General features: G+C 72.6%; 21 protein-coding genes and 1 pseudogene. 9 read left to right on the top strand and 13 right to left on the bottom strand.

The window, feature by feature from the left end; translation table 11 throughout:
• The first annotated feature begins 82 nt into the window (after positions 1 to 82).
• Positions 83 to 928 carry an EI24 domain-containing protein gene (locus ACZ45Z_RS21470; protein ID WP_468364608.1) on the top strand — a complete coding sequence of 282 codons (846 nt, stop codon included), beginning with the start codon at positions 83 to 85 and terminating at the stop codon, positions 926 to 928.
• A gap of 93 nt (positions 929 to 1,021) precedes the next feature.
• Here ACZ45Z_RS21470 and ACZ45Z_RS21475 read toward each other — a convergent pair whose 3' ends face one another.
• The gene (locus tag ACZ45Z_RS21475) at positions 1,022 to 1,174 is read right to left on the bottom strand and encodes a hypothetical protein (RefSeq protein WP_468364611.1); all 153 of its coding nucleotides are present in this window, start codon (positions 1,172 to 1,174) and stop codon (positions 1,022 to 1,024) included.
• A gap of 116 nt (positions 1,175 to 1,290) precedes the next feature.
• Positions 1,291 to 3,129 (bottom strand): endonuclease/exonuclease/phosphatase family protein, encoded by a 1,839-nt coding sequence (locus tag ACZ45Z_RS21480; protein ID WP_468364614.1) that lies wholly within the window; start codon positions 3,127 to 3,129, stop codon positions 1,291 to 1,293.
• A 223-nt stretch (positions 3,130 to 3,352) separates the two neighbouring features.
• Between ACZ45Z_RS21480 and ACZ45Z_RS21485 the strand changes: the two genes are divergently transcribed.
• Positions 3,353 to 4,855 (top strand): hypothetical protein, encoded by a 1,503-nt coding sequence (locus ACZ45Z_RS21485; protein WP_468364618.1) that lies wholly within the window; start codon positions 3,353 to 3,355, stop codon positions 4,853 to 4,855.
• A 171-nt stretch (positions 4,856 to 5,026) separates the two neighbouring features.
• Entirely contained in the window at positions 5,027 to 6,493 is a 1,467-nt protein-coding gene (locus ACZ45Z_RS21490) for an alkaline phosphatase PhoX (RefSeq protein ID WP_468364622.1), read from the top strand.
• A 96-nt stretch (positions 6,494 to 6,589) separates the two neighbouring features.
• On the opposite strand, the gene ACZ45Z_RS21495 is transcribed toward ACZ45Z_RS21490, so the two are convergent.
• The 7 genes from ACZ45Z_RS21495 to ACZ45Z_RS21525 form a co-directional block, all read right to left on the bottom strand.
• Complete coding sequence (locus tag ACZ45Z_RS21495) at positions 6,590 to 7,537, bottom strand: class I SAM-dependent methyltransferase (protein WP_468364625.1); 948 nt, start codon at positions 7,535 to 7,537, stop codon at positions 6,590 to 6,592.
• Positions 7,538 to 7,802: 265 nt separating this feature from the next.
• The gene (locus ACZ45Z_RS21500; RefSeq protein ID WP_468364834.1) at positions 7,803 to 9,020 is read right to left on the bottom strand and encodes a TerD family protein; all 1,218 of its coding nucleotides are present in this window, start codon (positions 9,018 to 9,020) and stop codon (positions 7,803 to 7,805) included.
• Positions 9,021 to 9,187: 167 nt separating this feature from the next.
• On the bottom strand, positions 9,188 to 9,460 hold the full coding sequence (locus tag ACZ45Z_RS21505) for a GlsB/YeaQ/YmgE family stress response membrane protein (protein WP_468364628.1): 273 nt from the start codon (positions 9,458 to 9,460) through the stop codon (positions 9,188 to 9,190).
• Positions 9,461 to 9,584: 124 nt separating this feature from the next.
• Entirely contained in the window at positions 9,585 to 10,292 is a 708-nt protein-coding gene (locus tag ACZ45Z_RS21510) for a response regulator transcription factor (RefSeq protein WP_468364630.1), read from the bottom strand.
• 40 nt (positions 10,293 to 10,332) lie between these two features.
• On the bottom strand, positions 10,333 to 11,604 hold the full coding sequence (locus ACZ45Z_RS21515; RefSeq protein WP_468364837.1) for a sensor histidine kinase: 1,272 nt from the start codon (positions 11,602 to 11,604) through the stop codon (positions 10,333 to 10,335).
• Between the two features lie 44 nt (positions 11,605 to 11,648).
• Complete coding sequence (locus tag ACZ45Z_RS21520; protein ID WP_468364633.1) at positions 11,649 to 12,713, bottom strand: hypothetical protein; 1,065 nt, start codon at positions 12,711 to 12,713, stop codon at positions 11,649 to 11,651.
• 97 nt (positions 12,714 to 12,810) lie between these two features.
• Entirely contained in the window at positions 12,811 to 13,581 is a 771-nt protein-coding gene (locus ACZ45Z_RS21525; RefSeq protein WP_468364636.1) for an IclR family transcriptional regulator, read from the bottom strand.
• 133 nt (positions 13,582 to 13,714) lie between these two features.
• Between ACZ45Z_RS21525 and ACZ45Z_RS21530 the strand changes: the two genes are divergently transcribed.
• The gene (locus ACZ45Z_RS21530; RefSeq protein WP_468364639.1) at positions 13,715 to 15,253 is read left to right on the top strand and encodes an aldehyde dehydrogenase (NADP(+)); all 1,539 of its coding nucleotides are present in this window, start codon (positions 13,715 to 13,717) and stop codon (positions 15,251 to 15,253) included.
• A gap of 8 nt (positions 15,254 to 15,261) precedes the next feature.
• Positions 15,262 to 15,867, top strand: coding sequence for a GNAT family N-acetyltransferase (locus tag ACZ45Z_RS21535; protein ID WP_468364641.1), 606 nt, complete (start codon positions 15,262 to 15,264; stop codon positions 15,865 to 15,867).
• Here ACZ45Z_RS21535 and ACZ45Z_RS21540 read toward each other — a convergent pair.
• The 4 genes from ACZ45Z_RS21540 to ACZ45Z_RS21555 all read right to left on the bottom strand — a co-directional run bounded on the left by ACZ45Z_RS21540 (position 15,791) and on the right by ACZ45Z_RS21555 (position 18,517).
• Complete coding sequence (locus ACZ45Z_RS21540) at positions 15,791 to 16,498, bottom strand: class I SAM-dependent methyltransferase (RefSeq protein ID WP_468364644.1); 708 nt, start codon at positions 16,496 to 16,498, stop codon at positions 15,791 to 15,793. The genes ACZ45Z_RS21535 and ACZ45Z_RS21540 overlap by 77 nt on opposite strands.
• A gap of 251 nt (positions 16,499 to 16,749) precedes the next feature.
• Positions 16,750 to 17,577, bottom strand: a complete 828-nt coding sequence (locus ACZ45Z_RS21545; RefSeq protein ID WP_468364646.1) for a protein kinase family protein — start codon at positions 17,575 to 17,577, stop codon at positions 16,750 to 16,752.
• Positions 17,578 to 17,652: 75 nt separating this feature from the next.
• Complete coding sequence (locus tag ACZ45Z_RS21550) at positions 17,653 to 18,096, bottom strand: glycine-rich domain-containing protein (RefSeq protein WP_468364649.1); 444 nt, start codon at positions 18,094 to 18,096, stop codon at positions 17,653 to 17,655.
• Positions 18,097 to 18,265: 169 nt separating this feature from the next.
• Positions 18,266 to 18,517, bottom strand: coding sequence for a hypothetical protein (locus ACZ45Z_RS21555; protein WP_468364652.1), 252 nt, complete (start codon positions 18,515 to 18,517; stop codon positions 18,266 to 18,268).
• A 131-nt stretch (positions 18,518 to 18,648) separates the two neighbouring features.
• On the opposite strand from ACZ45Z_RS21555, the gene ACZ45Z_RS21560 reads away from it, so the two are divergent.
• The 4 genes and pseudogenes from ACZ45Z_RS21560 (at position 18,649) to ACZ45Z_RS21575 (ending at position 22,749) form a co-directional block, all read left to right on the top strand.
• Positions 18,649 to 19,989, top strand: a complete 1,341-nt coding sequence (locus ACZ45Z_RS21560; protein WP_468364655.1) for a tetratricopeptide repeat protein — start codon at positions 18,649 to 18,651, stop codon at positions 19,987 to 19,989.
• A 324-nt stretch (positions 19,990 to 20,313) separates the two neighbouring features.
• Positions 20,314 to 20,625 (top strand): annotated as a pseudogene (locus tag ACZ45Z_RS21565) (DsbA family oxidoreductase); the annotation flags it as partial.
• A gap of 53 nt (positions 20,626 to 20,678) precedes the next feature.
• Complete coding sequence (locus tag ACZ45Z_RS21570) at positions 20,679 to 21,758, top strand: aminotransferase class V-fold PLP-dependent enzyme (RefSeq protein ID WP_468364658.1); 1,080 nt, start codon at positions 20,679 to 20,681, stop codon at positions 21,756 to 21,758.
• A 337-nt stretch (positions 21,759 to 22,095) separates the two neighbouring features.
• Positions 22,096 to 22,749, top strand: a complete 654-nt coding sequence (locus ACZ45Z_RS21575) for a DUF1326 domain-containing protein (protein WP_468364660.1) — start codon at positions 22,096 to 22,098, stop codon at positions 22,747 to 22,749.
• Positions 22,750 to 22,776 lie beyond the last annotated feature (27 nt).

The raw sequence follows: 22,776 nt of genomic DNA on the forward strand, positions 1-22,776 counted from the left end.
GCGCTCAGGCGCGTGCGCGGTTCCGCGTGGGGGCTGGCATGGTCGTGTCATCCGGTTGGGGTGTCGCCGATAAGCTGGGGTCATGCATGATCTTGTAGCGGGGATGCGGTATCTGGGCAAGGGGCAGCGGTGGGTGGCCGGCCACGGGCGGTGGTGGGGGTTCGGGCTGATTCCCGCGCTGATCGCCATGGTGCTGTACGCCGGTGTGCTCACCGTGCTGGCGCTGTGGTCCGGCGACATCGCCGCCTGGGCGACGCCGTTCGCCGACGGCTGGGCGGCGCCCTGGCAGGGCCTGCTGCGCGGGCTGTTCGTGGCCCTGCTGTTCGCCGGCGCGCTGATGCTGTCCGTGCTGACGTTCACCGCCGTCACCCTCCTGATCGGCGACCCGTTCTACGAGGCACTCTCGGAGAAGGTCGAGGAGTCCGAGGGGAACTGCCCGCCGAGCCCGGACCGGCCGCTGTGGCGGGAGATCTGGATCGCGCTGCGCGACAGCGTCCATGTGCTGCTGCGGGCCGCCGGTTTCGGCCTCCTGCTCTTCGTGCTCGGGTTCCTGCCGTTCATCGGGCAGACCGTGATCCCGGTCATCGGCTTCTGCGTCTCCGGCTTCTTCCTGGCCGTCGAGCTGACGTCGGTGGCGATGCAGCGCCGCGACATCCCGGTCCGTGAGCGGCTGCGCCTGCTGCGCGGCCGCAAGGCACTGGCCGTCGGCTTCGGCACCCCCGTCGTGCTGCTCTTCCTCATCCCGTTCGTCGCGGTGGCGCTGATGCCGGGCGCGGTGGCCGGCGCGACGCTGCTCGTACGCGACCTGGTGCCGGCACCGGACGAGGGGGCGCCGCAGCCGCCACAGGAACCGCAGGCGCAGCAGTACCCGCAGCAGCAGTACCCGCACCAGCAGCAGTACGGAGCGCGTCCGCCCGCCGGCTGGTGAGCCGGGCCCGCTGGTCCGGCGGCCGGGGCAGGCAGACACGGAGCGGCCGCCGCGCCAGGCCGGCGCGGCGGCCGCTCGGGTATCACAGGGCCCTCACTCGTCAGTCAGGTCGTCACGCGTACGGGCCTTGAGGTCCTGGGTCCGCTCGGCGGCGGACTCCTCGGGGACCTGCGGCCTGCGCTCGCGGTGGGTGCGCCGCTCGGCGGCGCGGTCCTTTCCTGACTTACGGTTCTTCCCCTTGGCCATGTTGACTCCCTTGTCGGCCGATGTGCTTACCTGCCCAGTACCGCACTCCCAGGGGGAGTTGGCGATCCGGAAGTGGGCCAGGGGAGTGACGGGGCCCGGAGCCGGGCCGACGCCGGTCACGGCCGGATGCGCAGCACCTGCGGGTCGTGGTCGCTGGCCTGGTCCGCGTACTCGGCGTTGATGTGGACGATGTCGTAGTCGGCGCGGGCCAGGTGGCGGCTGGTGAGCATGTGGTCCAGCACCTGGGAGTTGCCGTTGTAGACATAGCCGTAGCGCTCGGCGCGCGGCAGTCGGCCGACGAGGTCGGTGAGGGCGCCGCCGTCCGTCAGGGCCTTCAGGGCGGGCGAGAACTGGTAGTCGTTGAGGTCGCCGGCCACCACCACGTCGGCCTTGGGGTCCTTGGCCAGCAGGTCCTTGACGAAGGCGTTGACCAGACGGGCCTGCGCGGTGCGCTGGGTCTCCGACGTCCTGGCCGGCGGCTGGAAGCGGCTGTCCAGACCCTGGTCGCCGCCCTTGGAGTTGAAGTGGTTGGCGACCACGAACACCCGGCTGCCGGGGCGGCCGTTGAGGGAGAACTGGCCCACCAGCGGCTTGCGGCTGGCCTTCCACGCCGGATCGCCCGGCGCGATCCGCCCCGGCGAGGCCGACAGCGCGGCCCTGCCGTGGTCGGCGACCACCTTCACCGGCGTGGTGGCGTCGCCGCCCGCGATGTCGGCGAAGGTCACCCGCTCGGGGTTGAAGAGGAAGGCGACGCGGATGTTGCCGCCGGGCTGCCCGCCGTCCTGGTCGTTCACCGGGTCGATCTGCCGCCACTCGTACGCCGGTCCGCCGGCCGCCTTGATGGCGTCGGTGAGCTTCTTGAGGGTGGCGCCCGCGGTGACGACGCCGTTGTCGGTGGGGCCGTTGTCGTCCTGCACCTCCTCCAGCGCGACGACGTCGGGGGAGGCCAGATTGCGCACCAGCGCGGCCGCGAGCCGGTCGAACTTGGCCTGCGGGGTGGCCGGGGAGAGGTTTTCGACGTTGTAGGTGGCCACCGCCAGCTCGTCGGGCTTCTGCGCGCGGGTGCTCTCCGGCGCCGGCCCGTGGTCGGTGAGCGTGCCCAGCTCGGTGGCCTGGAGGGTGTAGCCGCCGAAGCTGTCGTAGTCCAGCGGGCCCGCCGTGGTGCCGGCCAGTTCGTCGCCGACGTCGGCCACCGGGAACGGCCGCTGGGCGAGGGGGATCAGGGAGGCGACCTTCACCCTGCCGGCGTTGGGGTCCTTGTAGGAGCCGTAGAGCGCGCCGCCGCGGGCCGTGCGCTGGTGGCCCGGCTCGGCGGTGACCCACAGTTCGTGGTGGGTGTTGGTCGCGCCGACGACCGGGGCGCCCGCGACCGAGACCCGCATGCCCTCCAGGGACTCGTAGCGGTCCAGGGCGTAGGAGCGGGGGCGCAGCGGCAGTGGCTCGATGTTCCCGCCGTCCTTGCCGGGGGTGTAACGGGCCGGTACGGACGCCGGGTTGAGCCGGAAGGCGGCCGGCAGGGCGGCGCCGGAGGAGGCGACGGTCCAGGTGGCGCGGGTGATCTCGGTGACGGACTGCAGGCCCGCGTCCTTGCCGCCCGGGTAGTACTCGCTGACCGTTCCGGCGACCGTGACCGCCTCACCGACGGCGACCTTGGGCGTCTCCTTGCCGGTGAAGACGAAGACCGCCTCGCTGGTGGCCTGGTCGTTGTCCGGGTGCGGGTCCTGCATCCAGAAGCCGCGCGCCGAGCCGAACGACCGGATGGCGGTGACGACGCCCGCCACATCGCTGACCTGCTGCCCGGCCAGCGGGGATATTCGGGTGCTGCCCTGGATGTCGTGGATCCGGGCGCCGGCGGCGGAGGCGGACTGCGGGGCGGTGAGCAGCCCGGTGGCGAGGGCGGCGCAGGCGACCGCGCCGAGTACGGCCGGTCTGCGGAGCGAACGACGGGACGACATGTGGCCTCCGAGGGGAGAAGAAGTGGGGGGTAGGGCGAAACGTGCGCGTGGAACGGCCCGGTGCTCTCTACGCGCGTCAATCTCTTGTGTGGGCACGGCAGTTGTCAAGGTGTGGCGGATGACCGGCCCCGGGCGGGTGGGTGAACCGCCCGAGATACGGAGAATTCCGTCTACGCTTGGTCGTCGCACGAAACCGCAGTCCGTTCGAGGAGCTGAGCCCCAGATGTCCGCAGACCGCCCCACCCTGCCGCCGGTGCGGCTGCACTCCGAAGCGGAGCTGGCCCGGGACGCGCTGAGCGCGCCGCTGATGGCCAGGGCCGCGAAGCTCGCCCGCTGGGCCGAGCGGGGCGTCCCCGTCGGCGTCGGCGGCGAGATCCTCCAGGAGGCGCTGGGCGACGCCACCGAGCTCCTCGGCCTGGCCGGCGACGAGGACGGGCCCGCGTACACCGCCGAGGCGTGGCAGCTCGCGGTCGACACCGGTCTGGTGGAGATCGAGGAGACCGACGAGAGCGGAGCGGACGGACCGGACGGCGCGGGCCCCGCCGACGACGCGGCCGTCGGCATCGCCACCCCCGGCGAGGAGCTGACCATGCTCACCGCCGGCAGCCCGCAGGACATCCTCGACATCTGGCTCGGCGGTATGGAGACCGTGCTCGCCGACGCCGTCGCCCCGGACCTCTCCGACATCGCCGACCAGCTCGCCGAGGGCGGCGAACTGGACCTGGACGCCATCGACTGGAATCCGGAGGAGGAGGCCGAGCTGCTGGACGGCATCCTCGGCAACCTCTATCTGCTGACCGCCCTGAGCGAAGGCCCCGAGCAGGCCGTTCCGCTGCCGGCCCTGGCCGCGTCCATGATCGTCCCGGACGACATGGAGGAACCCACCGACGACATCCTCGAAGAGGTCTCGGCGGCGATGATGCGCCTGGACGACCAGTTCCGGGTACTGGAGCCGATCGGACTGGTCGACTACACGCCCGTCGACGAGGCGCTCATCGAAGAGCTGGACGAGCAGGGCGAGGCGGTCAAGTCCGCCGAGCCGCTCCAGGACGAGGACGTCTCCCGCTACGGCCTGGTCCGCCTCACGCCCCTCGGCGTCTACGCCGTACGTGCCCGGATGCTGGACGCGGGCGTGGACGCCCCGGCCGTCGGCGACCTCACCGGCAAGGGCGCCGAGGTCCTCCTCGGCGCGCTGCCCGACTACCCCGAGGCGCTCGCCCAGGCCGAGTCCGAGCAGTGGCTCGCCGCCCGTACGCCCGTGGACGCCGCCCGCGACCTCCTCGCGGCCGCCCGCGGCGACGACGAGCGCGCCCCGCTGCGCCGGCTCGCCGCCCAGCAGACCCTCTCCCTGGTGTCCCCGGACGCCGAGCCCGCGCTGCGCGAGGTGCTCGACGACCGGCAGCTCGGCGGGCTGGCCCGGGTCTGGCTCGCCGAGCGCGGCGCGTCCGACGTCCCCGAGCCGTCCCAGGACCTGATCTTCTGGCTGACCGTGGACACCATCGCGGCCCAGTTGGGCAGCGCGGACGAGGCGGCGACGGCCGAACTGCGCGAACTCGTCCAGGGCCTGACCGAGCAGCACAGCGGGTTCTTCGACACCGCCTGGCGGGTCGACCACCCGGCCACCGCCGACGTCCTGGAGGCCATGGGCCGGCTGCACCCGGACAAGAAGGCCGCCAAGGAGGCCCGCAAGGCCGCCTTCAAGGCGCGCTCGCGAAAGGCGGACTGACGGGCCGGGGGCGTCGGTAGCCGGCGGGCCGGCCCCGGTGCCGTCCCCGCCGCGCGAGGCGTAACCGCTTCCTGGAGGACGCGCCGCGTTCAACCGGCGTTCCCCGGCGCGCGGGAACGTGTGCGGCGCAGGCACAGGGGAGAAGAAACCGGCCATCCAGGAGATGACGAAATGCCGCTCACCCGGAGAGACTTCGCCGCGCGTTCCGCCCTCACCGGCGCGGGGGTGGCGCTGGCGGGCAGCGTCGGCGTACTGGCCACCGCGCCCGGAGCCGTCGGCCAGGGGCTGCCCGCCGACGACGCCGCGGCCGGCACCTCGGATCCCACCGCGGACGGCCACGGCCTCGGCTACGGCCCGCTGGTCCCCGACCCGGACGGCATCCTCGCGCTGCCCGCCGGGTTCTCGTACAAGGTCCTCACCCGGGCCGGCGTGACCCGGCTCGACAGCGGCGAGCCCACACCGTCCCACCACGACGGCACCGGCACCTTCGCGGGCCCCCGGGGTACCACCCTCCTGGTCAACAACCACGAGCTGAAGGGCCCGCGCGCCAAGTGGCCCCACCCGGTCCCGCTCGCCGAGGGCCTGGTCTACGACCCGGCGGCGTCCGGCGGCTGCACCGTCGTGGAGGTCGACCGGGACGGCACGCCCGTCGGCGAGTGGGTCGGCATCGCCGGCACCTCCACCAACTGCGCCGGCGGCCACACCCCGTGGGGCACCTGGCTCACCTGCGAGGAGACCGAGGACAAGGCCGGCCAGAACGGCATGACCAAGGACCACGGCTACGTCTTCGAGGTCGACCCCACCGACCGGTGGGCCGGCCGCGACCCCAAGCCCCTCAAGGCGCTGGGGCGTTACGCGCACGAGGCGGTCGTCGTCGACCCCCGGCGCGGCCACCTCTACCTCACCGAGGACGCCTCCGGCCCCAACGGCCTCTTCTACCGCTGGACCCCGCCGCACGGTTTCACGCACGGCCGCGGCCAACTGCGGACGCTCGCCGACGACGCCGGTGTCCTGGCGGCGCCCAGGTGCTTCGACTCCGGCGGCCGGTTCGTGGACGACCTCTCGCGCGCCACGAAGACCGGCACGGTCTACGGCGTCGACTGGGTCGAGGTCCCCGACCGCGACGCCCGCACCGTGCCCGTACGCGAGCAGTTCGACGACGGCGACATCACCCGCGCCCGCAAGCTGGAGGGCATGTGGTGGGCGGACGGCGGCGCGTACCTGGTGTCCTCCTACGCGCGCGAGGAAAGCCCGGTACGGCACGACGGGCAGGTCTGGTTCTACGACCCGCGGCGGCGCACCCTGACCCTGAAGGTGCTGCTCGGCGTCAACCCCGCCCCCGAGGCGGAGGGCGCGCTCGACGGGCCCGACAACATCACCGTCTCGCCCTACGGCGGGCTGGTCATCGCCGAGGACGGCGAGGGTGTCCAGCATCTGTTCGGGGCCACCGACGACGGCCGCACCTATCCCCTCGCCCGCAACGAACTCAACATCGGCACCGCGGCTGAGCCGGAGTTCAGCGAGTTCACCGGGCCGGTCTTCTCGCCCGACGGCCGGACGCTGTTCGCCAACATCCAGGACCCCGGGCTCATGCTGGCCATCACCGGGCCGTGGAAGCGGGAGCGGCGGCGGCGCTAGCGGCGGGTGCCCTCGCGGGGCGCGGTGGCGGGCGCCGCGGGCGGTCGCTGTGCCCGCCCGGGCCGGGGCTGTGCCCGCCCGGGCCGGTCCGTTGGCTCAGCCGGCTTCGGCGGTCAGGACGTAGTAGTCCAGCAGGCCGGACTCGTACGCCGTCAGATAGCGGCGCGGCCACTCGTCGCGAAGCTCCGGCCGCTGCGCCATGTAGCGGTCGTAGGGCCGCCAGACCCGCTCGCCGATCGACCGCACGCCGACGTCCCGCAGACCCGCCCCGGTCAGCGTGGCGGCCACCTCGCCGACCACGTGCGGGATGTCCAGGCCGTCGGCATACGGGGGGAGCAGGGCGGGCAGGGCCCGGGCCGCCTCCTGGTCGCGGGCGAAGAAGGTCGTCAGCACCAGCCGGCCCGTGGGGCGCAGCACCCGCGCCGTCTCCCGGGCGAAATCGGGCAGGTCGCGGAAGTGCTGCGCGGCCTCGACGGAGTAGACGCAGTCCACGGAGGCGTCCGGCAGGGGGAGCCGTTGGGCGGCGCCGAGCACGAATTCCAGGCGGCCGGGGGCGGTGCCGTCGGTGGTGGGGCCGGGGGCGGCGGTGTCCGGTGGGCCGACCAGCAGGGCCGCGTTGGCCTGCCGGGCGCGGGCGATCTGGTCGGGGTGCGCGTCCAGGCCGATCACCGTGCCCAGGCCGAACTCCCGCAGGGCCAGCGCGCAGCCCAGGCCCCGCCCGCAGCCCACCTCCAGCGCGGTACGGCCGCGCGGCCGGTCGAAGGCGCGCAGGACCAGGCGGTAGAGGTCCTCCTCGCTGCGGATCCGGTCGGCCTCGGTCAGCGGGCCGTCCACGATCTCGGGCGTCCGCGTCCAGTAGCCGAAGTTGATGAAGCCGCCGGCGAAGGCGGGGACGGTGCTGAGGTCCTCCTCGCCGTAGACCGTCGCGACGCGGTCGGGAAGGTCCGGGACCGCTGCGCCGGACGGGTGACCGGACCGGCCGGCGCCCCCGGTCGGCTGATCCGGCCGGGCGGCGCCACCGGCCGTGGGCGGCTGCTGCGTCATCACACGCTCCTCGGGCGTCTGGCGGGCGGCTGGACGGGATCCTGAGCGCGCGCGGACGGTGAAGCAGGGGTGAGCTCGACGATCCTGACCACCCAATTCTCGGTCCTGGACCGTTCGCGCACCAGCGAAGACCCTCGGAGGCGGCGGCGCCGCGGAACACCGCGGCCTGGCGCGGCACGCCGAGCGGATCCGGCCCGCGTCCCGTCCGCCGCCCGGCGGGGGCGGGCGGCGGACGGGCCCGGACACGGCCTGCGGGGGAGGCGGGTCAGAGCGCCTGGGCCGCTGGTTTGACCATGCCGCGGACGGTGCGGGAGTCGACGAATTCGCCCATGGCCGTCATTTCCCACTCGCCGGAGAACTGGCGGATGAGCTTCGCCATCATCACGCCCGTGCGCGGCTCGGCGCCGGTGAGGTCGAAGCGGACCAGTTCCTCGCCGGTCTGGGCGTCGGACAGCCGGCAGTACGCCTTGGCGACGTCCGAGAACTTCTGGCCGGAGAAGGAGTTCACGGTGAAGACCAGGCCGGTGACCTGCGGCGGAATGCCCGAGAGGTGGACGGTGATGACCTCGTCGTCACCCGAGCCGTCGCCGGTGAGGTTGTCGCCCGAGTGCTGGATCGCGCCGTTGAGGATCTGCAGCTTGCCGAAGAAGCAGTTGTCGACCTTCTTGCGGTCCGGGCCGTAGGCGATGACGGAGGCGTCCAGGTCGATGCTCTTGCCGCGGAACGCGGGCTCCCAGCCGAGGCCCATCTTGACGGAGCTGAGCATCGGGCGGCCGCCCTTGACCAGCGAGACGGTCTGGTTCTTCTGGAGGCTGACGCGGCCCTTGTCGAGGTTGATCTTGCCCGTGCCGGGGGCGGGAGCGGCGGGCGGCGGCGGGGCGACGGGGGCGGGGGCGCCGCTGGGCGGGCCCCACTGGCCGGCGGGGGCAGGGGGCGGCGGTGCCTGGGCCGCCTGGGGGGCCGCGGGGGTCGGGGGTGTCTGGGGGGCGGCCGGTTCCTCGACGCTGACACCGAAGTCGGTGGCGATGCCGGCGAGGCCGTTGGCGTAGCCCTGGCCGACCGCGCGGACCTTCCACACGCCGTTGCGGCGGTAGATCTCCACGAGGACCAGCGCCGTCTCCGGGCCGAGCTGTGGCGGGGTGAACGTCGCGATGACGCCGCCGTTGTCGGCGTCGCGGACCGTGCCCGTCGGCTCGGTGCCGGCGAACGTCGCACCGGCGGCGTCCAGGCTCGCCGTGACGACGACCTTCTCGATGCCGTCGGGCACCGCGGTGGTGTCCACCGTGATGGTGTCGCCGCCGCCGGCCGCCGCGGAATGCGTCACACCGGGGCCGTTGGGCTGGTTGTAGAACACGAAGTCGTCGTCGGAGCGCACCTTGCCTTCGGCGGTGAGCAGCAGGCCCGACACATCCAGCCGCACAGGGGCGGTGACATCCACCGCCACCCGCGCGGAGGTGAGCGGGAGGTTGGAGCCAGGAGTCATAGCGGTCATGCCAGCAGTAACGATCGGCTCGCTTTTACGGTTCCATTACCCGCGACCGGATGGCCGGCCCGGTCCGGTCAGCCGGCGTTGCGCGGATGCCGGCGGGCGGCACGCTCGTGGGGCCACGGCAACGGAATCACCGCGGCTACCGCGGCTACCCCGGCGGCTCAGCGGCGGTCGCGGGAGTTGCCGAACAGCAGGCGGTAGGCGATCAGCAGCACCAGGGCTCCGGCGATCGCGGCGACCCACATCGACGGGTCGTAGAAGTCCTTCGGTATCGGGCGGTCCAGGATGCGGGTCGAGAGCCAGCCGCCGATGAAGGAGCCGGCGATCCCGATCAGGGTCGTACCGACGATCCCGCCCGGGTCGCGGCCCGGCAGCAGGACCTTGGCGATGATGCCCGCGATCAGGCCCAGTACGAGCCAACTGACGATGCCCATGATGCGTTTCCTCGTTCCTGCGCGGTGCCGCGCGTGTGCCGTGCGTCGCCCTGAAGGACGCGAGGCCGGGGCGGTGAGTTCCGCCTCGTCACGCCTCGGGGATTTCCTCTCCCGCTCGCCCGGCTCATCCCGGCCGGACGAAACCGCATTCGTACGCGGCGATCACCGCCTGGGTCCGGTCCCGCACCCCGAGCTTGGCCAGGACCCCGGCGACGTGCGTCTTGACCGTCGCCGGGCCGACGCTCAGTCGGGCCGCGATCTCGGCGTTCGTGAGCCCGGCCGTCATCAGCCGCAGGACGTCGCCCTCCCGCTCCGAGAGCCTGGCCCGCAGCGCCCGGGCCGCGTCGTCGGCCGCCCGCTGCCCGGCGTGCCGGGCGGCAAGGGCGCGGACCGCGGCCGGGAAGAGGAGCGAATCGCTGCGCGCCACCAGCCGGACGGCCTGGATCAGATCCTCCGCACCGGACCGCTTGAGCAGGAAGCCGCTGGCCCCGGCCCGCAGCGCGTCATAGACGTAGGCGTCGTTCTCGAACGTCGTCACCACGATGACGCGGGGTGGGTCGGTCATCCGGCCGACGATCTGCTCGGTGGCCCGGATGCCGTCGATCTCGGGCATCCGTACGTCCATCAGCACGATGTCCGGGCGCAGTTGCCGCACCAGCGGCACGGCCTCGGCCCCGGTCGCGGCCTCGCCCACCACCTCCATATCGGGCTCGGCGCCCAGGATCACGCGCAGCGCGGTGCGGACCATGCGCTCGTCGTCGGCGAGGACGATGCGCAGCGGGCGGGTCCGCACGGCGCCGTCGGCCGCGCCCTGGCCCGAGCCACCGCTCACGCCGCGCCCCTCGTCCCTCCCCTTGTCACCTAGGTCCGTATCACCTACGTCCGTGGTCACGGTCTCCCTCGTGCTCATCGCCCTGCCCCCTGTTCGTGCCATCCGTCTCCTCCGCCCCGGTCAGCGGCAGGCGTACGGTGAGCCGCCATCCGCCGTCGTGTGCGCCGGCCGTCGCCTCGCCGCCCAGCAGGCGGGCGCGTTCGGCGATGCCGCGCAGCCCGCGCCCGCCACCGGCCCGCGTGGTGGGCCCGGCCCGGTCGCGCCCGGGGCCGTCCCCCGCGGCCTGCTCCGCCCCTGCCGCCGCCAACGGATTGTCCATCCGCAAGGTCAACTCACCGCCCGCCACGGTGAGATGAAGCGTCACCGGCACCGCCCCGGCATGCCGTAGCGCGTTGCTCAGTCCCTCCTGCACGATCCGGTACGCCTCGCGGGAGACCACCGGCGGCAGTTCGCCGCGGCTTCCCCCGACCGTCGCCGTGACCGGTACGCCGGCGGCGCGGGTGCGGTCCAGCAGCGCGTCGAGGCCGTCGAGAGTGGGCGCGGGCGCGGTCGGATCGGTGCCGTCCTCCTCACGCAACAGGCCCAGTACGGTGTCCAGTTCGGCGACCGCCTCGCGGGTGGTCTCCTCGATGGCGGTCAGGGCCTGGCGCGCGAACACGGGGTCGGCATCCAGCACCCGGCGGGCGGCGGCGGCCTGGAGGGTGACCGCGCTCAGCGCGTGGCCCACGGAATCGTGGAGTTCGCGGGCCAGCCGGTTGCGGGAGGCCAGGTCGGCGGCCCGGCGCTCGGCCGTGGCCAGGCGGTCGGCGGGGGTGGGCCCCAGCAGCGCGGGCGCGCAACGGGCCAGCAGCGCCCCGGCCGCCCAGGTCGTACCCACCACCAGGACCAGCAGCGCCAGCCCGGCGAGCGGGCCGAGCACACCGGGGAAGGCGACCGGCCAGCCCAGCGCGGTGAGCCGCAGCGGCTCGGCGAACGGCAGGATCAGCAACACGATCGCGGCCGGCGGCGCGGCCAGCGTCATCCCGCTGACGATCCCGCCGGCCAGCAGGTGCGCCACGAACCACAGCGCGGTACGCCGCCGGGCGGGCCAGGCGTCGGCCGGCCCGGCGGCCAGCCGCTCCTCGGGCACCCCGCACAACGACAGTACGGCGCCCGCCTCCAGCGAGCGCAGCGGCGGAAGGAGCAGGGCGGCCAGGCCGGCGAGCGGCAGCGCGGCGCCGAACGCGGCGAACTGCCAGCCGACGTCGCGGAGCGGGTCGGCGCCGTCCGCGACCAGCGGGAGGGCGGCCGAGGCCAGCAGGAAGAACGGCATCAACAGCGCGCCGCCCAGCACCAGATGGATCCAGCGCCGGCCCGTCAGTCGCACCGGGCGGCCTCGCGCTCGGCGAGGAAATGGGCACCGGCGACTGCCACGAGCATTCCCACGATCATCTGCACAGAGTAGGTCAGGCTCATCATCGGGGTGGGCAGCTTGGGATCACCCGCCGCCGTGGACAGCGTGGTCAGCGTCATCCAGCCACCCCAGCAGGCCAGCGCGCTCGAACCGGTCCAGGTCACGGCCAGGGGGAGGAGCAGCGGCAGCCGGCGGCCCCGGCCGAAGCCGAGCAGCAGAGCGCCGGACACGGTGAGCACGGCGAAGAGCACATACGCGGCCTCGTTGAGGCGGGCGTCGAGGTCAAGTGCCGCGGCCCGCGCGGGACTCAGCCCGGACGTGTCACCGGCCGCCCACAGCAGATGGGTCGTGGCGGGCAGCAGGCTCAGGGCGGCCACCGCGCACGCCGACAGTTGGCGGGCGGAGCGGACCGGGCTGCGGGGGAGGGCGCCGATCCGGCCGTGCCACAGGTGGCCCCAGCGTTCCCGGGCGTAGAGCACGAAGAGGGTGCCCAGCGCCAGGCCCTGTACGAGGAAGCCGGTGTAGACCAGGCTCCACACCCACGGGGCGAGCAGCTCGTCCGGGCCGGCGCCGGAGCCGCCACCGCCCGCGGCGGACGTACCGCGCAGCGCCGCGGCCAGGGTCTGCGCGGGGAAGACCACGGCGATCGGCGCGATCAGGCCGGTCGCGCACCACATGGGCAGCGCCAGCAGCCAGGCCGGCACCCGCCGTCCCCAGGGCCGGGTCAGCAGGAACGCCAGGACCAGGACGGCGGCGTCCATCAGTACCGTCAGCGCGTTGAGCGCCATCAGGGAGTCGCCGTCCCGGCGCAGGGCGCTGCCTTCGGGGATGCCCACCCGGCTGCCCGCGAGCCAGGCGATTTTCAGGGCGAGGTAGGGGACGCAGGCGGCGAGGGTCGTGAGGCGCAGTACGGCGCGGGTGGTGGCAAGGCCCCGGCGCGGGCCGCGGGTGCGTTCGGAGCGGGCGGGCCGACCGGCGTCGGCGGCCGGGGCGGCGGTGGGCGGGGGCTGGGGCGTCCTCGTCGTCATGCCCACCAGACTTCCGGCGCCGCGCCCCGGCCGCCTCGGCCCCGGCGACGATCCGCCTCCGCCGCGCGGGGGAGCCGCATCCGGCCTCAGGGGTGGGTCACAGGCGGCGGGTGGCCAGCGCCAGGCGGTCGCGGGCGTCGAACAGCGTGTCCTTGAGCATCTGCTCGTGGGCCGGGGTCAGCCGCGCCACCGGCACCGAGCAGCTCACCGCGTCCCGCGCGGGGGTGCGGTAGGGGATCGCGACACCGAAGCAGCGCAGCCCCAGCGTGTTCTCCTCGCGGTCCACCGCGTAGCCCTGTTCGCGTACCGCGTGCAGTTCCTCGATGAGCCGCTCGCGGTCGGTGATGGTGTGCTCGGTGAGCGGGGCGAGGTCCCGCGGCAGCAGCGCGCGGACCTGGTCGTCGGTGTGGGTGGCGAGCAGCGCCTTGCCCAGCGACGTGGAGTGGGCGGGCAGCCGGCGGCCGACGCGGGTGAAGGGCCGCAGGTAGTGCTGGGACTGGCGGGTGGCGAGATAGACCACGTTGACGCCGTCCAGCCGCGCGAGGTGGATGGTCTCGGTGGTGTCGTCCGAGAGCCGGTCCAGCGTCGGGCGGGCGGCGGCCACCACTTCGTCGCCGTCGATGTAGGAGGTGCCGACGAGCAGGGCGCGGACGCCGATGCCGTAGCGGGTGCCGGTGGCGTCCGTCTCGACCCAGCCGAGGTCGACGAGCGTCCGCAGCAGCATGTAGAGGCTGGACTTGGGATATCCGACGGCTCCCTGGACGGAGGCCAGGCTGTGCATGCCGGGGCGGCCCGCGAAGTATTCGAGCAGCTCCACCGTCCGCACCGCGGACTTGACCTGCGAACCACCGGTGTCGGCAGTTGACATGAGCCCTTGACCCCTCTGTTCGGACAGCCATAGAGTCCCGCATATTCACGCTCTGGGACGGCGTTCACCATATCGAACGCGTTCCGGTGTGCGGCAAGACTTCGCCCGGGAGGAACGCGTGGTGGCAGCAGCGGTGGCAGCACCAGTCTGGAGTGTCGACCCCCGAACCGGGAAGCCGCGGGAGCAGGTCGCGGTCGAGGCCACCGAGGCCGAGGTCGACGCGGCGGTGCGCGCCGCCCACGCCGCCCGCGACGCGCTCGCCGACCGGGACCTGCGCGCGGCTTTCCTGCGCCGCGCCGCCGACCTGCTCGACGAGGCGGGGGACCGCGTCATCGAGGCCGCCGACGCCGAGACCGCGCTCGGCCCCGGCCGGCTCACCGGCGAACTGGGCCGCACCACCTACCAGTTGCGCGCCTTCGCCGACCTCGTCACCGAGGGCGCCTTCCTCGACGTACGGATCGACCACGCCGACCCGGCCCTCACGCCGCCGCGGCCCGACCTGCGCCGCTACAAGATCCCGCTGGGCCCGGTCGCGGTCTACTCCGCCAGCAACTTCCCGCTCGCCTTCTCCGTCCCCGGCGGCGACACCGCCAGCGCCCTGGCCGCCGGCTGCCCGGTCGTCGTCAAGGCACACCCCGACCACCCCGCCACCTCCGAACTCTGCGCCGCGCTGCTGCGCCGCGCCGCGACCGGACTCGGCCTGCCCGAGGGCCTGGTGGGCCTGGTCCACGGCTTCCAGGCCGGCGTCGACCTGGTGCGCCACCCGCTGATCGCCGCCGCCGGCTTCACCGGCTCGGTCCGCGGCGGCCGCGCCCTGCACGACGCGGCCGCTGCCCGCCCGCGCCCCATCCCCTTCCACGGTGAGCTGGGCAGCCTCAACCCCGTCGTGATCACCGAGGCCGCGGCCGGCGAGCGCGCCGAGCGGATCGGCGCCGGACTCGGCGGCTCGGTGACCCTCGGCGTCGGACAGTTCTGCGTCAAACCCGGCCTCGTCCTGGCGCCCGAAGGGGAGGCCGGTGACCGGCTGCTGGACGCGCTGACCGCCGCCGTCAGCGACACCGAGGCGGGCGTCCTGCTCGACCAGCGCATGCGCGAGGCGTTCCTCGACGGCGTACGCGCCCGGGCCGAGCTCCCCGACGTCCACGCGCCGGTCACGCCCGGCGCGGGCGGCGAACACACCGTCAGCGCCGGGTTCCTCACCGTGCCCGCCGCGCGCCTGGCCACCGAGGGGCCGCACGACCTCCTCCTGGAGGAGTGCTTCGGCCCGGTGACCGTCCTGGCCCGCTACGCCGACGAGAGCGAGATCGGCGCGGTCCTCGCCCGGCTGCCCGGCAACCTCACCGCGACCCTCCACCTCGGCGACGCGGAGAACGCCGGCACCGACCCCGAGGGGCGCGGCGCCCGGCTGCTGGCCGGCCTCACCCCGCTCGCCGGCCGGGTCGTCGTCAACGGCTGGCCGACCGGCGTCGCGGTCGCCCCCGCCCAGCACCACGGCGGCCCCTACCCGGCCACCACCTCCACCGCCACCTCCGTCGGGGGCACCGCCGTCGAACGCTGGCTGCGCCCCGTCGCCTACCAGGACACCCCGCCCGCGCTGCTCCCGCCCGAGCTGCGCGAGGACAACCCGCTCGACCTGCCGCGCCGCGTCGACGGCCGGCCCGTGGGCGCGTAACCGCCGCCGTGCGCCCCGACACCGCCGCGGTCCGACCCACCACCCCCGGCCCCGACCGCCTCCTGATCCGGGCCGCGACCCCCGCCGACCTCGACGCGGTCGCCGCCCTGCACAGCCGCGCCCGCGCCGCCCACCACCGCGGCCGGGCACCGCACACCCCCTTCGACCTGCCGGCCGAACACGCCTGCCGACTCGGCGCCTGGCAGCGCGACCTGGACCGCGGCGACACCTCCGCCCTGTGCGCCGAGCGGCACGGCACGGTCCTCGGCGCCGCCTCCTACCGCCACCGCGAACACTCCGGCGCGCCGCCCGCCGCGGCCACCGTCACCCTCCACCAGTTACACGTCGACCCCGACCACTGGGGCACCGGCGTCGGCCGCGCCCTGCACACCGCCTGCCTGGCGGCCTGGCGCGCCGACGGCTTCCGCCGGGCCTCCCTCGACGTCCGGTGGCACAACCACCGCGCCCGCGCCTTCTACACCGCCCTCGGCTGGCACCCCGACCCCGCCCGCCGCCCGGCCCCCGACGCCACCCACCTCACGCTGACGCTTCCCCTGGCTCCGGTGCCGGTGCCGGAGCCGGAGCCGCGGGTGACGCCTGCCGACGGGCGATGACCTGCAACCGCTCCGCGCTCCCACCGTCCAGCGTCCGCACCGTATCCGCCCGCTCCCGCACCACCGCGAACCCCGCCGCGCGCACCAGCCCGCGCAGCCGCTCCGGCGCGTGGTGGCGGAACACCCCGCCGTCGGGCGTCCCGAACACGCCGTACGCGCCGAACACCGCCGCGCCGCGCGCGTACCGCTCCCGATGGTGCGGATCATCCTGAAGCGGCATATCACTCAGATACAGCACCCCGCCCGGCCGCACCACCCGGCCCAGCTCCGCGACGATCGCCGCCTGCTCCGCGTCGTCCGGCACGCACGTGAGCACCGCGAACAGCAGCGCCGCGTCGAACGCCCCCGCCCCGAACGGCAGCGGAAGCCCCGCACACCGCTCCAGAGGCACCCCCGGATGCTCCCGCCGCCCCCGCTCGACCAACGCCGCCGACACATCCACACCCCGCACCGCCCCGTACCCCAGCCCCACCATCTGAGCCGTGAGCCGCCCGTAACCACATCCGTAGTCCAACACCCGGGCCCCACGCGGCACATACTCCGCCAGCAGCTCCGCGTCCAACGGGTGCGTGAACGTCTTGGCGGAGCCGGCCGCCTCCCAGAAACCGAGCAGATCCCGTGACGAGGTCATAGCCGGACGCTACCCACGGGGTACCGGACGGTATCCACGGAATAGGGCGGCGCGTGCGGAGGTTGTCCCTGGACCCACCCGCGACGAGGAAAGTCAGCCATTCATGCGCGTCGAAATCTGGTCCGACATCGCCTGCCCGTGAACCAAGGGAACCAGGGCTTATCGCGGGGCCCCTGATCAGCGCAGACGAACAGCGAAGGCCCCGCCTATGCGCCACGGGGGAAGCACACAGACGGGGCCGTCCAGGGGGCCTACAGGGCCGCGCTCAGGGTCTCGCAGACCTCAGCGCTTGTAGGCCGGTTGGCGGGCGAACGGCTGAGCATGTGGGGGATGAGACCCCCCAGCACTCCAGAGACCTCTACCGGCCGGTGAGGACCCGCCACGATGGCCCAACGCTGCTCTTCTCGGGAAGCGTCATCCGGGTAAGCCACATGCCGCCATCCCGTCGCGCTAATGAACAGCGCAGCTCCCAGCGCGTACACGTCGGCTTCCTGAGTCGGTGTTGCCGTTCCCGAATCCAACACGCTGGCGGAGATCTCCGGGGCTTCGTAATGAACGAGACAGCCCCCGTACGGGAAGTCATAGGCGCGGGGAATCCGACCCCCGCTGGACAGCGCGAGATCAATGAGGAACGCGCCGCCGGACTCACCCAGAAGGAAATGGGCGGGCTGTACGTCCCCGTGTGTCCAACCCATTCCGTGCAGGGCCGACAGAGCCACGGCACACGAAAGCGCCTCCCCGATGTCCGGTTCAGCCTCTCCGGTCCGACAGGATGCCCACCGGCCGTAAAGACTGTCTCCCTGTCGCCACGGCTGAGCGCCCCACGTGCCGTGCTCCCACTCGCCGCTGAAAATCCGTTCCCGGGTGAGCTGACGCAGAACGGCTGCCTCACGGGCAGGGGCCAGCGCGGTCCATGCGTGCGTTCGACTCGGGTAGCCGACTTTCACCGCGTAGGGACCCGCCTCCGTCTTCACCTTCCACACGGAGGAACCACGCCGGTTGAGCACCAGTTCGGCGGGACCCGGATTCAGCAATTGGAGCGCGCCGGACGGCGGATCGTACGGCCCTTCAAAGATCATGAATTACCTTCCAACAGCGGGGCCGATCCTCGCAGTTGAGGACCGGCCCCTTCATCTGATTGGCCCAGCCGGCCGTCAGACCGCCCGGTAGTCCCGTCCGCAGTCGGAGTCGCACTGCGCGGCATTCTCGCCGTTCACGGTCCACAGGTCATCCATGACCATGAACCCACCGGCCTTGATCGCGTGCGCCGTCGCCTGCACCTCCTCCAGGACCCGGCCCCCGCCACCCGGGCGCGGGTTGTGCTCCAGGAAGCGGCCCGCGTACTTCTCGCAGAACTGCCTGTAGTCGGCGGTGTGCAGGATCAACGCGTGCAGCGCGCCGTCCACGTCGTCGCTCGGGACCATCTTGACCGTGGCCGTGCCGACCGTGGCGAGGAACGCGAGGGCCTGATCGGTCGCACGCTCCGCCTTCTCCTGGTCGTACCCGAAGTGCATCACGGTGAATTCCGCGATGCTGTCGAACAGGTCTGCTTCGACCAGCGCGCGGCCGGTCCGGAGGTCGTTCGCTGTTGCCGTCATTTCCGTTCCTCCAGTTGTTGAGTGAGCTGTTCCGCAGCACGCCGAATGAGAGCAGGTGCCGCACGCCTTATGGCCGCCTCCCAGTCCCGAGCATCGCGCTCCGCGAGAATCCGAACCAAACCGGCGTCGAACTCCGCGCGTTGCTCCGGAGTGAATCGGGGAACCGTCTTCACATCCGCTCCCTTATCCGCTGGCTCGTGTTGGCGGTAACCACGGCGGCGCTGAGGGCGTCGGACTGGTATGCCTCCCTCAGGTTCTCCAGGTCCGCCTCCCACTCCCGTCCACCGTTCAGCGGGCGGAGCTGGTAGCGCGGGCCCACGTGGCCCATGACGCGCCCCACCCGCCGCTTGGAGACGTCCAGCGCCGTTTCCCCCGCCTCCCACTGTCGGGGGTGCTCACGTGCGCTCTCAGGGCTGCTCATGGCTGCACCTCTCGTGCTCGTCCGGCTGCTCACAGAAGGCAACCGCGTGACCACGGCAGAGGGGTACCGTTGCAACAGCGCTAGGACTTAAGAGCTTTAAGCGGCTTGAAGACGTGGGGAGTTGATGACCGGTGGCCAGTCCCAACGAATCACTTGCCCGACTGCACCGGGAAACCGGCTGGACGTTGCGCCAGTTCGCCCAAGAGGTCAACAAGCTGGGAACCGAGCGAGGGACGCCGCTTCGATACCGCGAACCCTCCGTTCACCAGTGGCTCAACGGACACCTTCCCAGGGAGTCGGTCCGCCCGCTGATCTTGGAGGCACTGGCCCGGAAGCTAGGCCGCCCCATTACCTGCAGCGAAGCGGGTTTCCCGGCCCCACCCGCCGATGAGTCAGGCGCGCTCCCCAGTACCGTGGAGGGACTGCTAGACCTGGGGAGGCAAGATATGGACCCGTCGCGCCGAAGCGTGCTCGGAGTGGGTCTGTTCTCTGTCGCTCTCACTGTGCCGAATTGGCCGGACGTAGTAGGCCGTATGGAAGCTGTCCAGAAGGGTCAGGCACGGCGCATAGGGATGCCTGACGTTCAGTCAGTTATTGCGATGACGGAACGGCTCTCAGACATTGACGACCAGTTCGGCGGGCGAACAGCGCGACCAATGGCCGCTGCATATCTCGTGAACACCGTTGCGCCGTATCTCCGCGCTGACGCACCGGAAGATGTGCGTAAAGCCATGATGGCCGCCGCATCAGACCTTTCCTATCTCACGGGGTATATGGCGGTAGATGAGGGCGTCCAGGGCATGGCGCAGCGCTATTACCTGAAAGCGCTGGAACTTGCCGGGGCCAGCGAGGACCACCTCACCTACTGCACGACATTGCGAGGAATGAGCGTGCAGGCGGTAGACCGTCGCCATGGTGCCGAAGCCTTGAGACTCGCTGACGCAGCCGCCGCAGCCTCCCCACAGGCCGGTCCTCGAATGCGTGCCTTTCTCGCTGGACAACAGGCGCACGCTGCCGCTCAAGAGGGTGACAGGCGATTGTCCCTGCAGCGGATTAGGGAAGCCGAGACGGCAATGGAGAAGGCCGAGTCCCAGTCCAAGACTTTCGGCTCCTATAACCCGTCTTCGCTGGCCTATCACGTTGGGCAGGTGCGCTACGAACTCGGGGACGTGACTGGCTCTATCCAATCGCTAGAGGAGTCGGATCGGCTACGCCCCAGCACGTTCCGACGGACGAGCATTCGCTACCTTTCCATGCTGGCCGAACGGCAATTGCAGGTGGGCCACTTGGAGGCAGCGTGCAAAACCTGGGGTCGGGTGTTGGAGATATACCCGCTCGTCCAGTCCGGACAGTGTGACCGAAGCATCGTTGCCATGCACAGTCGAATTCGCCCCTTCTTGAAGAACCCTACGGCGCGGGACCTCCGCGAACGGGCACGGCTGGTGACGCCCCCGAACCTGCTACCAGCCTAGGAATCGAAGGGCTCTGAATCCTTTGGGGAATCGGGCTTGCGTGGCGTGGCCCGTTACCCCCTCGCTGGCCAGACTTTCCGGCTCTGTTTCAAAGGCAGTTGCCAGGAACGAAAAACGCCTCCGATGACCAGCCCAGCGAGGGGCAGGCATCGGGGGCCTAGTCTTTTGTCGTGGCGTCGGGTCACTCAGTGTCGGCCCAATCAGTCACGCGCTGGTCATGCTCAGGAATTTGGAAGTCGCCATCGGCAGAAGCTCGGGCGAATGTGCGCCGGTTACGGGCTGCCAGAAAGGCTGTCCGGTCGGCAGGGAGAACCTCCCAGAGCGGACGGCTTAGCTCTTCGTCGGGCAGCATCAGGAACCGGCCTGCCCGCCGGTGAGGTCGCGCGCGTTCTGGACGACCCGGACGCCTACGCCGACGCCGTGCGCGCCGATGAGCGGGAGGCCGCCGCGCTGGGCGTCACCGGAGTGCCGTTCTTCATCATCGACCGCCGGTACGGCATCTCGGGCGGTCAGCCCGCCGAGGTGTTCCGGCAGGCACTGGAGCGCGCCCATGCCGACGGCCCGGCCGGACAGGTCCAGACCGCCGGTGACGCGGAAGTCTGCGCGGACGACGGATGTGCCGTGCCCGGGAAGTGACCGCGCCCGGATAAGTCGTGGACGCCGGGCTGATCGCCCAGCACAGTGGGGGCATGCAGCGACGTGAGCCACTGGGCGGGGACGACTTCGCGCCCGAGACGACGTACTTGAACTCCGCGTCCAGCGGACTGCTTCCGGCGCGCAGTGCGCGGTTGATCCGGGCGGCGCTCGACGAATCCGCGTCCTACGGGACGATGGGCCGGGACTACTTCGGTGCGGCGGCCGCCTCGCGGGCCGCCTTCGCCCGTCTGCTGGGCGTCCCCGTGGAGCGCGTCGCCCTCGGCAGTTCGGTGGCGGTGCAGTCCGCGTTCGTCGCGGCCACCCTCCCGCCCGGGTCCGAAGTCCTCGCGCCGGAAGACGACTTCAGTTCTCTGGTCAACCCGCTCGCCGCGCGTCCCGGTGTCACCCTGCGCACCGTGCCGCTGGAGCGGCTCGCCGAGGAGGTCCGGCCCGGGACCGCGCTGGTCGCCTTCAGCGTCGTGCAGTCGATGGACGGCCGGATCGCCGACCTCGACGCCGTACGCACCGCCGCCCGGGCCCATGGCGCGCGCACCTACGCCGACCTCACCCAGGCGGCCGGCTGGCTGCCGCTGCGCGCCGCCGACTTCGACTTCGCCGTCTGCGGAGCGTTCAAATGGCTGCTGTGCCCGCGCGGTGCCACCTTCATGACGTTCGGCGGGGAGGGCTGGGCGGACGGGGAGCGGGGCGGCGCGGCCTGGCCCGCCGCGCTGCACGCCGGCTGGGTGGCCGGCGAGGACACCGGCGCCTCCAGCTACGGCCCGGTGCGGCGGCCGGCCGCGACCGCCCGGCGCTTCGACGAACCGCACGCCCTCTACTCCTACGTGGGCGCCGAGAGCTCCCTCGCGCTCATCGAGGAGATCGGTGTCGCCGCCATCCACGCGCACGACACCGCACTCGCCGACCACTACCGCGCCGGCCTCGCCGCCCTCGGCCACACCCCCCGCCCGGCGCCCGGCTCGGCGATCGTCTCCACGCCCGGACTCGCCGACGCCGAGAGCCGGTTGGCCGCGGCGGGCGTGCGCGTCTCGGTCCGCGGCGGGCTGCTGCGCGCGGCCTTCCACCTCTACAACTCGACGGACGACGTGGACCGGTTGCTGGAACTGCTGGAGTAGGCGGCGCGCCTTCCAGGTGTCCGGGTCCGGGTGGGCGCTCTGTGCTCCGCTGGAAGCAGGGAGGACGCCCTCGGCTGCCGCTGGGGCCTGATGATCGCCTTGAGCCTGCTCGGTGGCATGGACGTGGCGGATGCCGGGGGACGTGGACGCGGCGGATGCCGGGGGACGAGGAGCCGACGCGGATGCTGGGCCCGGTCCTCGCCGCGGGTGCATGATGGAAGGGAAGATCCGCCGCCCCGCCGGTCGTCGCCCGCTCAAGGGCTCGGGGGCCGGCCCTCGTCAGTGTGCCGACGCCACGGAACCCGCCGGGTGCGGGGGGTCGTGAGGAGGCACAGCGATGACCGAAACAGCGACCGCCGTCCCGGCCTGGCACATGACCGGGGACTGGTTCGACACGTGCAAGTGCAGCATTCCGTGCCCGTGCTCGTTCGCCCAGCCGCCCACCTCCGGCGACTGTGAAGGCGTCCTGGTCTGGCACATCCGCGAAGGGCGGTACGGCGACGTGTCGCTGGACGGCCTCAACGTGCTGATGCTGGGCTCGTTCACCGGAAACGCCTGGGCCGAGCACTCCGACGCCTACGCCGCGGTCTTCCTCGACGAGCGCGCGGACGACGCGCAGCGCGAGGCCATGCAGAGGGTCTTCGGTGGCCAGGCGGGCGGCTGGCCCGCGGATTTCGTCACCATGTTCGACCCCGAGATGAGGGGCATGGCCGTCGCACCCATCACCGTCGAGATCGACGGGGACATGGGGTCCTGGCGGGCCGCCATCCCCGGCAAGGTCGAGGCGAACGCGGAGGCGCTCACCGGGCCGACGACACCGGAGGGCGCGCGCGTGCAGACCACCAACCTGCCGGGTTCGGAGACCGGACCGGGCCAGGTGGCGACCTGGGGCCGGGCGACCACGGACCGGGCCGACGCCTTCGGCTTCAACTGGAGCCGGGAAGGCAGGTCCAGCAAGCACATCACCTTCGACTGGAGCGGACCCGGGTAACGCCCCGCGTAACGCCCCGGCTCGCGA

The organism is Streptomyces sp. NPDC031210 (assembly GCF_055570395.1).

What these genes read in the sequence shown, in the direction of transcription:
- ACZ45Z_RS21470 (WP_468364608.1), top strand. Translation starts at nt 83, where the DNA reads ATGCATGATCTTGTAGCGGGGATGCGGTATCTGGGCAAGGGGCAGCGG.
- ACZ45Z_RS21475 (WP_468364611.1), bottom strand. Translation starts at nt 1,174, where the DNA reads ATGGCCAAGGGGAAGAACCGTAAGTCAGGAAAGGACCGCGCCGCCGAG.
- ACZ45Z_RS21480 (WP_468364614.1), bottom strand. Translation starts at nt 3,129, where the DNA reads ATGTCGTCCCGTCGTTCGCTCCGCAGACCGGCCGTACTCGGCGCGGTC.
- ACZ45Z_RS21485 (WP_468364618.1), top strand. Translation starts at nt 3,353, where the DNA reads ATGTCCGCAGACCGCCCCACCCTGCCGCCGGTGCGGCTGCACTCCGAA.
- ACZ45Z_RS21490 (WP_468364622.1), top strand. Translation starts at nt 5,027, where the DNA reads ATGCCGCTCACCCGGAGAGACTTCGCCGCGCGTTCCGCCCTCACCGGC.
- ACZ45Z_RS21495 (WP_468364625.1), bottom strand. Translation starts at nt 7,537, where the DNA reads ATGACGCAGCAGCCGCCCACGGCCGGTGGCGCCGCCCGGCCGGATCAG.
- ACZ45Z_RS21500 (WP_468364834.1), bottom strand. Translation starts at nt 9,020, where the DNA reads ATGACTCCTGGCTCCAACCTCCCGCTCACCTCCGCGCGGGTGGCGGTG.
- ACZ45Z_RS21505 (WP_468364628.1), bottom strand. Translation starts at nt 9,460, where the DNA reads ATGGGCATCGTCAGTTGGCTCGTACTGGGCCTGATCGCGGGCATCATC.
- ACZ45Z_RS21515 (WP_468364837.1), bottom strand. Translation starts at nt 11,604, where the DNA reads ATGCCGTTCTTCCTGCTGGCCTCGGCCGCCCTCCCGCTGGTCGCGGAC.
- ACZ45Z_RS21520 (WP_468364633.1), bottom strand. Translation starts at nt 12,713, where the DNA reads ATGACGACGAGGACGCCCCAGCCCCCGCCCACCGCCGCCCCGGCCGCC.
- ACZ45Z_RS21525 (WP_468364636.1), bottom strand. Translation starts at nt 13,581, where the DNA reads ATGTCAACTGCCGACACCGGTGGTTCGCAGGTCAAGTCCGCGGTGCGG.
- ACZ45Z_RS21540 (WP_468364644.1), bottom strand. Translation starts at nt 16,498, where the DNA reads ATGACCTCGTCACGGGATCTGCTCGGTTTCTGGGAGGCGGCCGGCTCC.
- ACZ45Z_RS21545 (WP_468364646.1), bottom strand. Translation starts at nt 17,577, where the DNA reads ATGATCTTTGAAGGGCCGTACGATCCGCCGTCCGGCGCGCTCCAATTG.
- ACZ45Z_RS21550 (WP_468364649.1), bottom strand. Translation starts at nt 18,096, where the DNA reads ATGACGGCAACAGCGAACGACCTCCGGACCGGCCGCGCGCTGGTCGAA.
- ACZ45Z_RS21555 (WP_468364652.1), bottom strand. Translation starts at nt 18,517, where the DNA reads ATGAGCAGCCCTGAGAGCGCACGTGAGCACCCCCGACAGTGGGAGGCG.
- ACZ45Z_RS21570 (WP_468364658.1), top strand. Translation starts at nt 20,679, where the DNA reads ATGCAGCGACGTGAGCCACTGGGCGGGGACGACTTCGCGCCCGAGACG.
- ACZ45Z_RS21575 (WP_468364660.1), top strand. Translation starts at nt 22,096, where the DNA reads ATGACCGAAACAGCGACCGCCGTCCCGGCCTGGCACATGACCGGGGAC.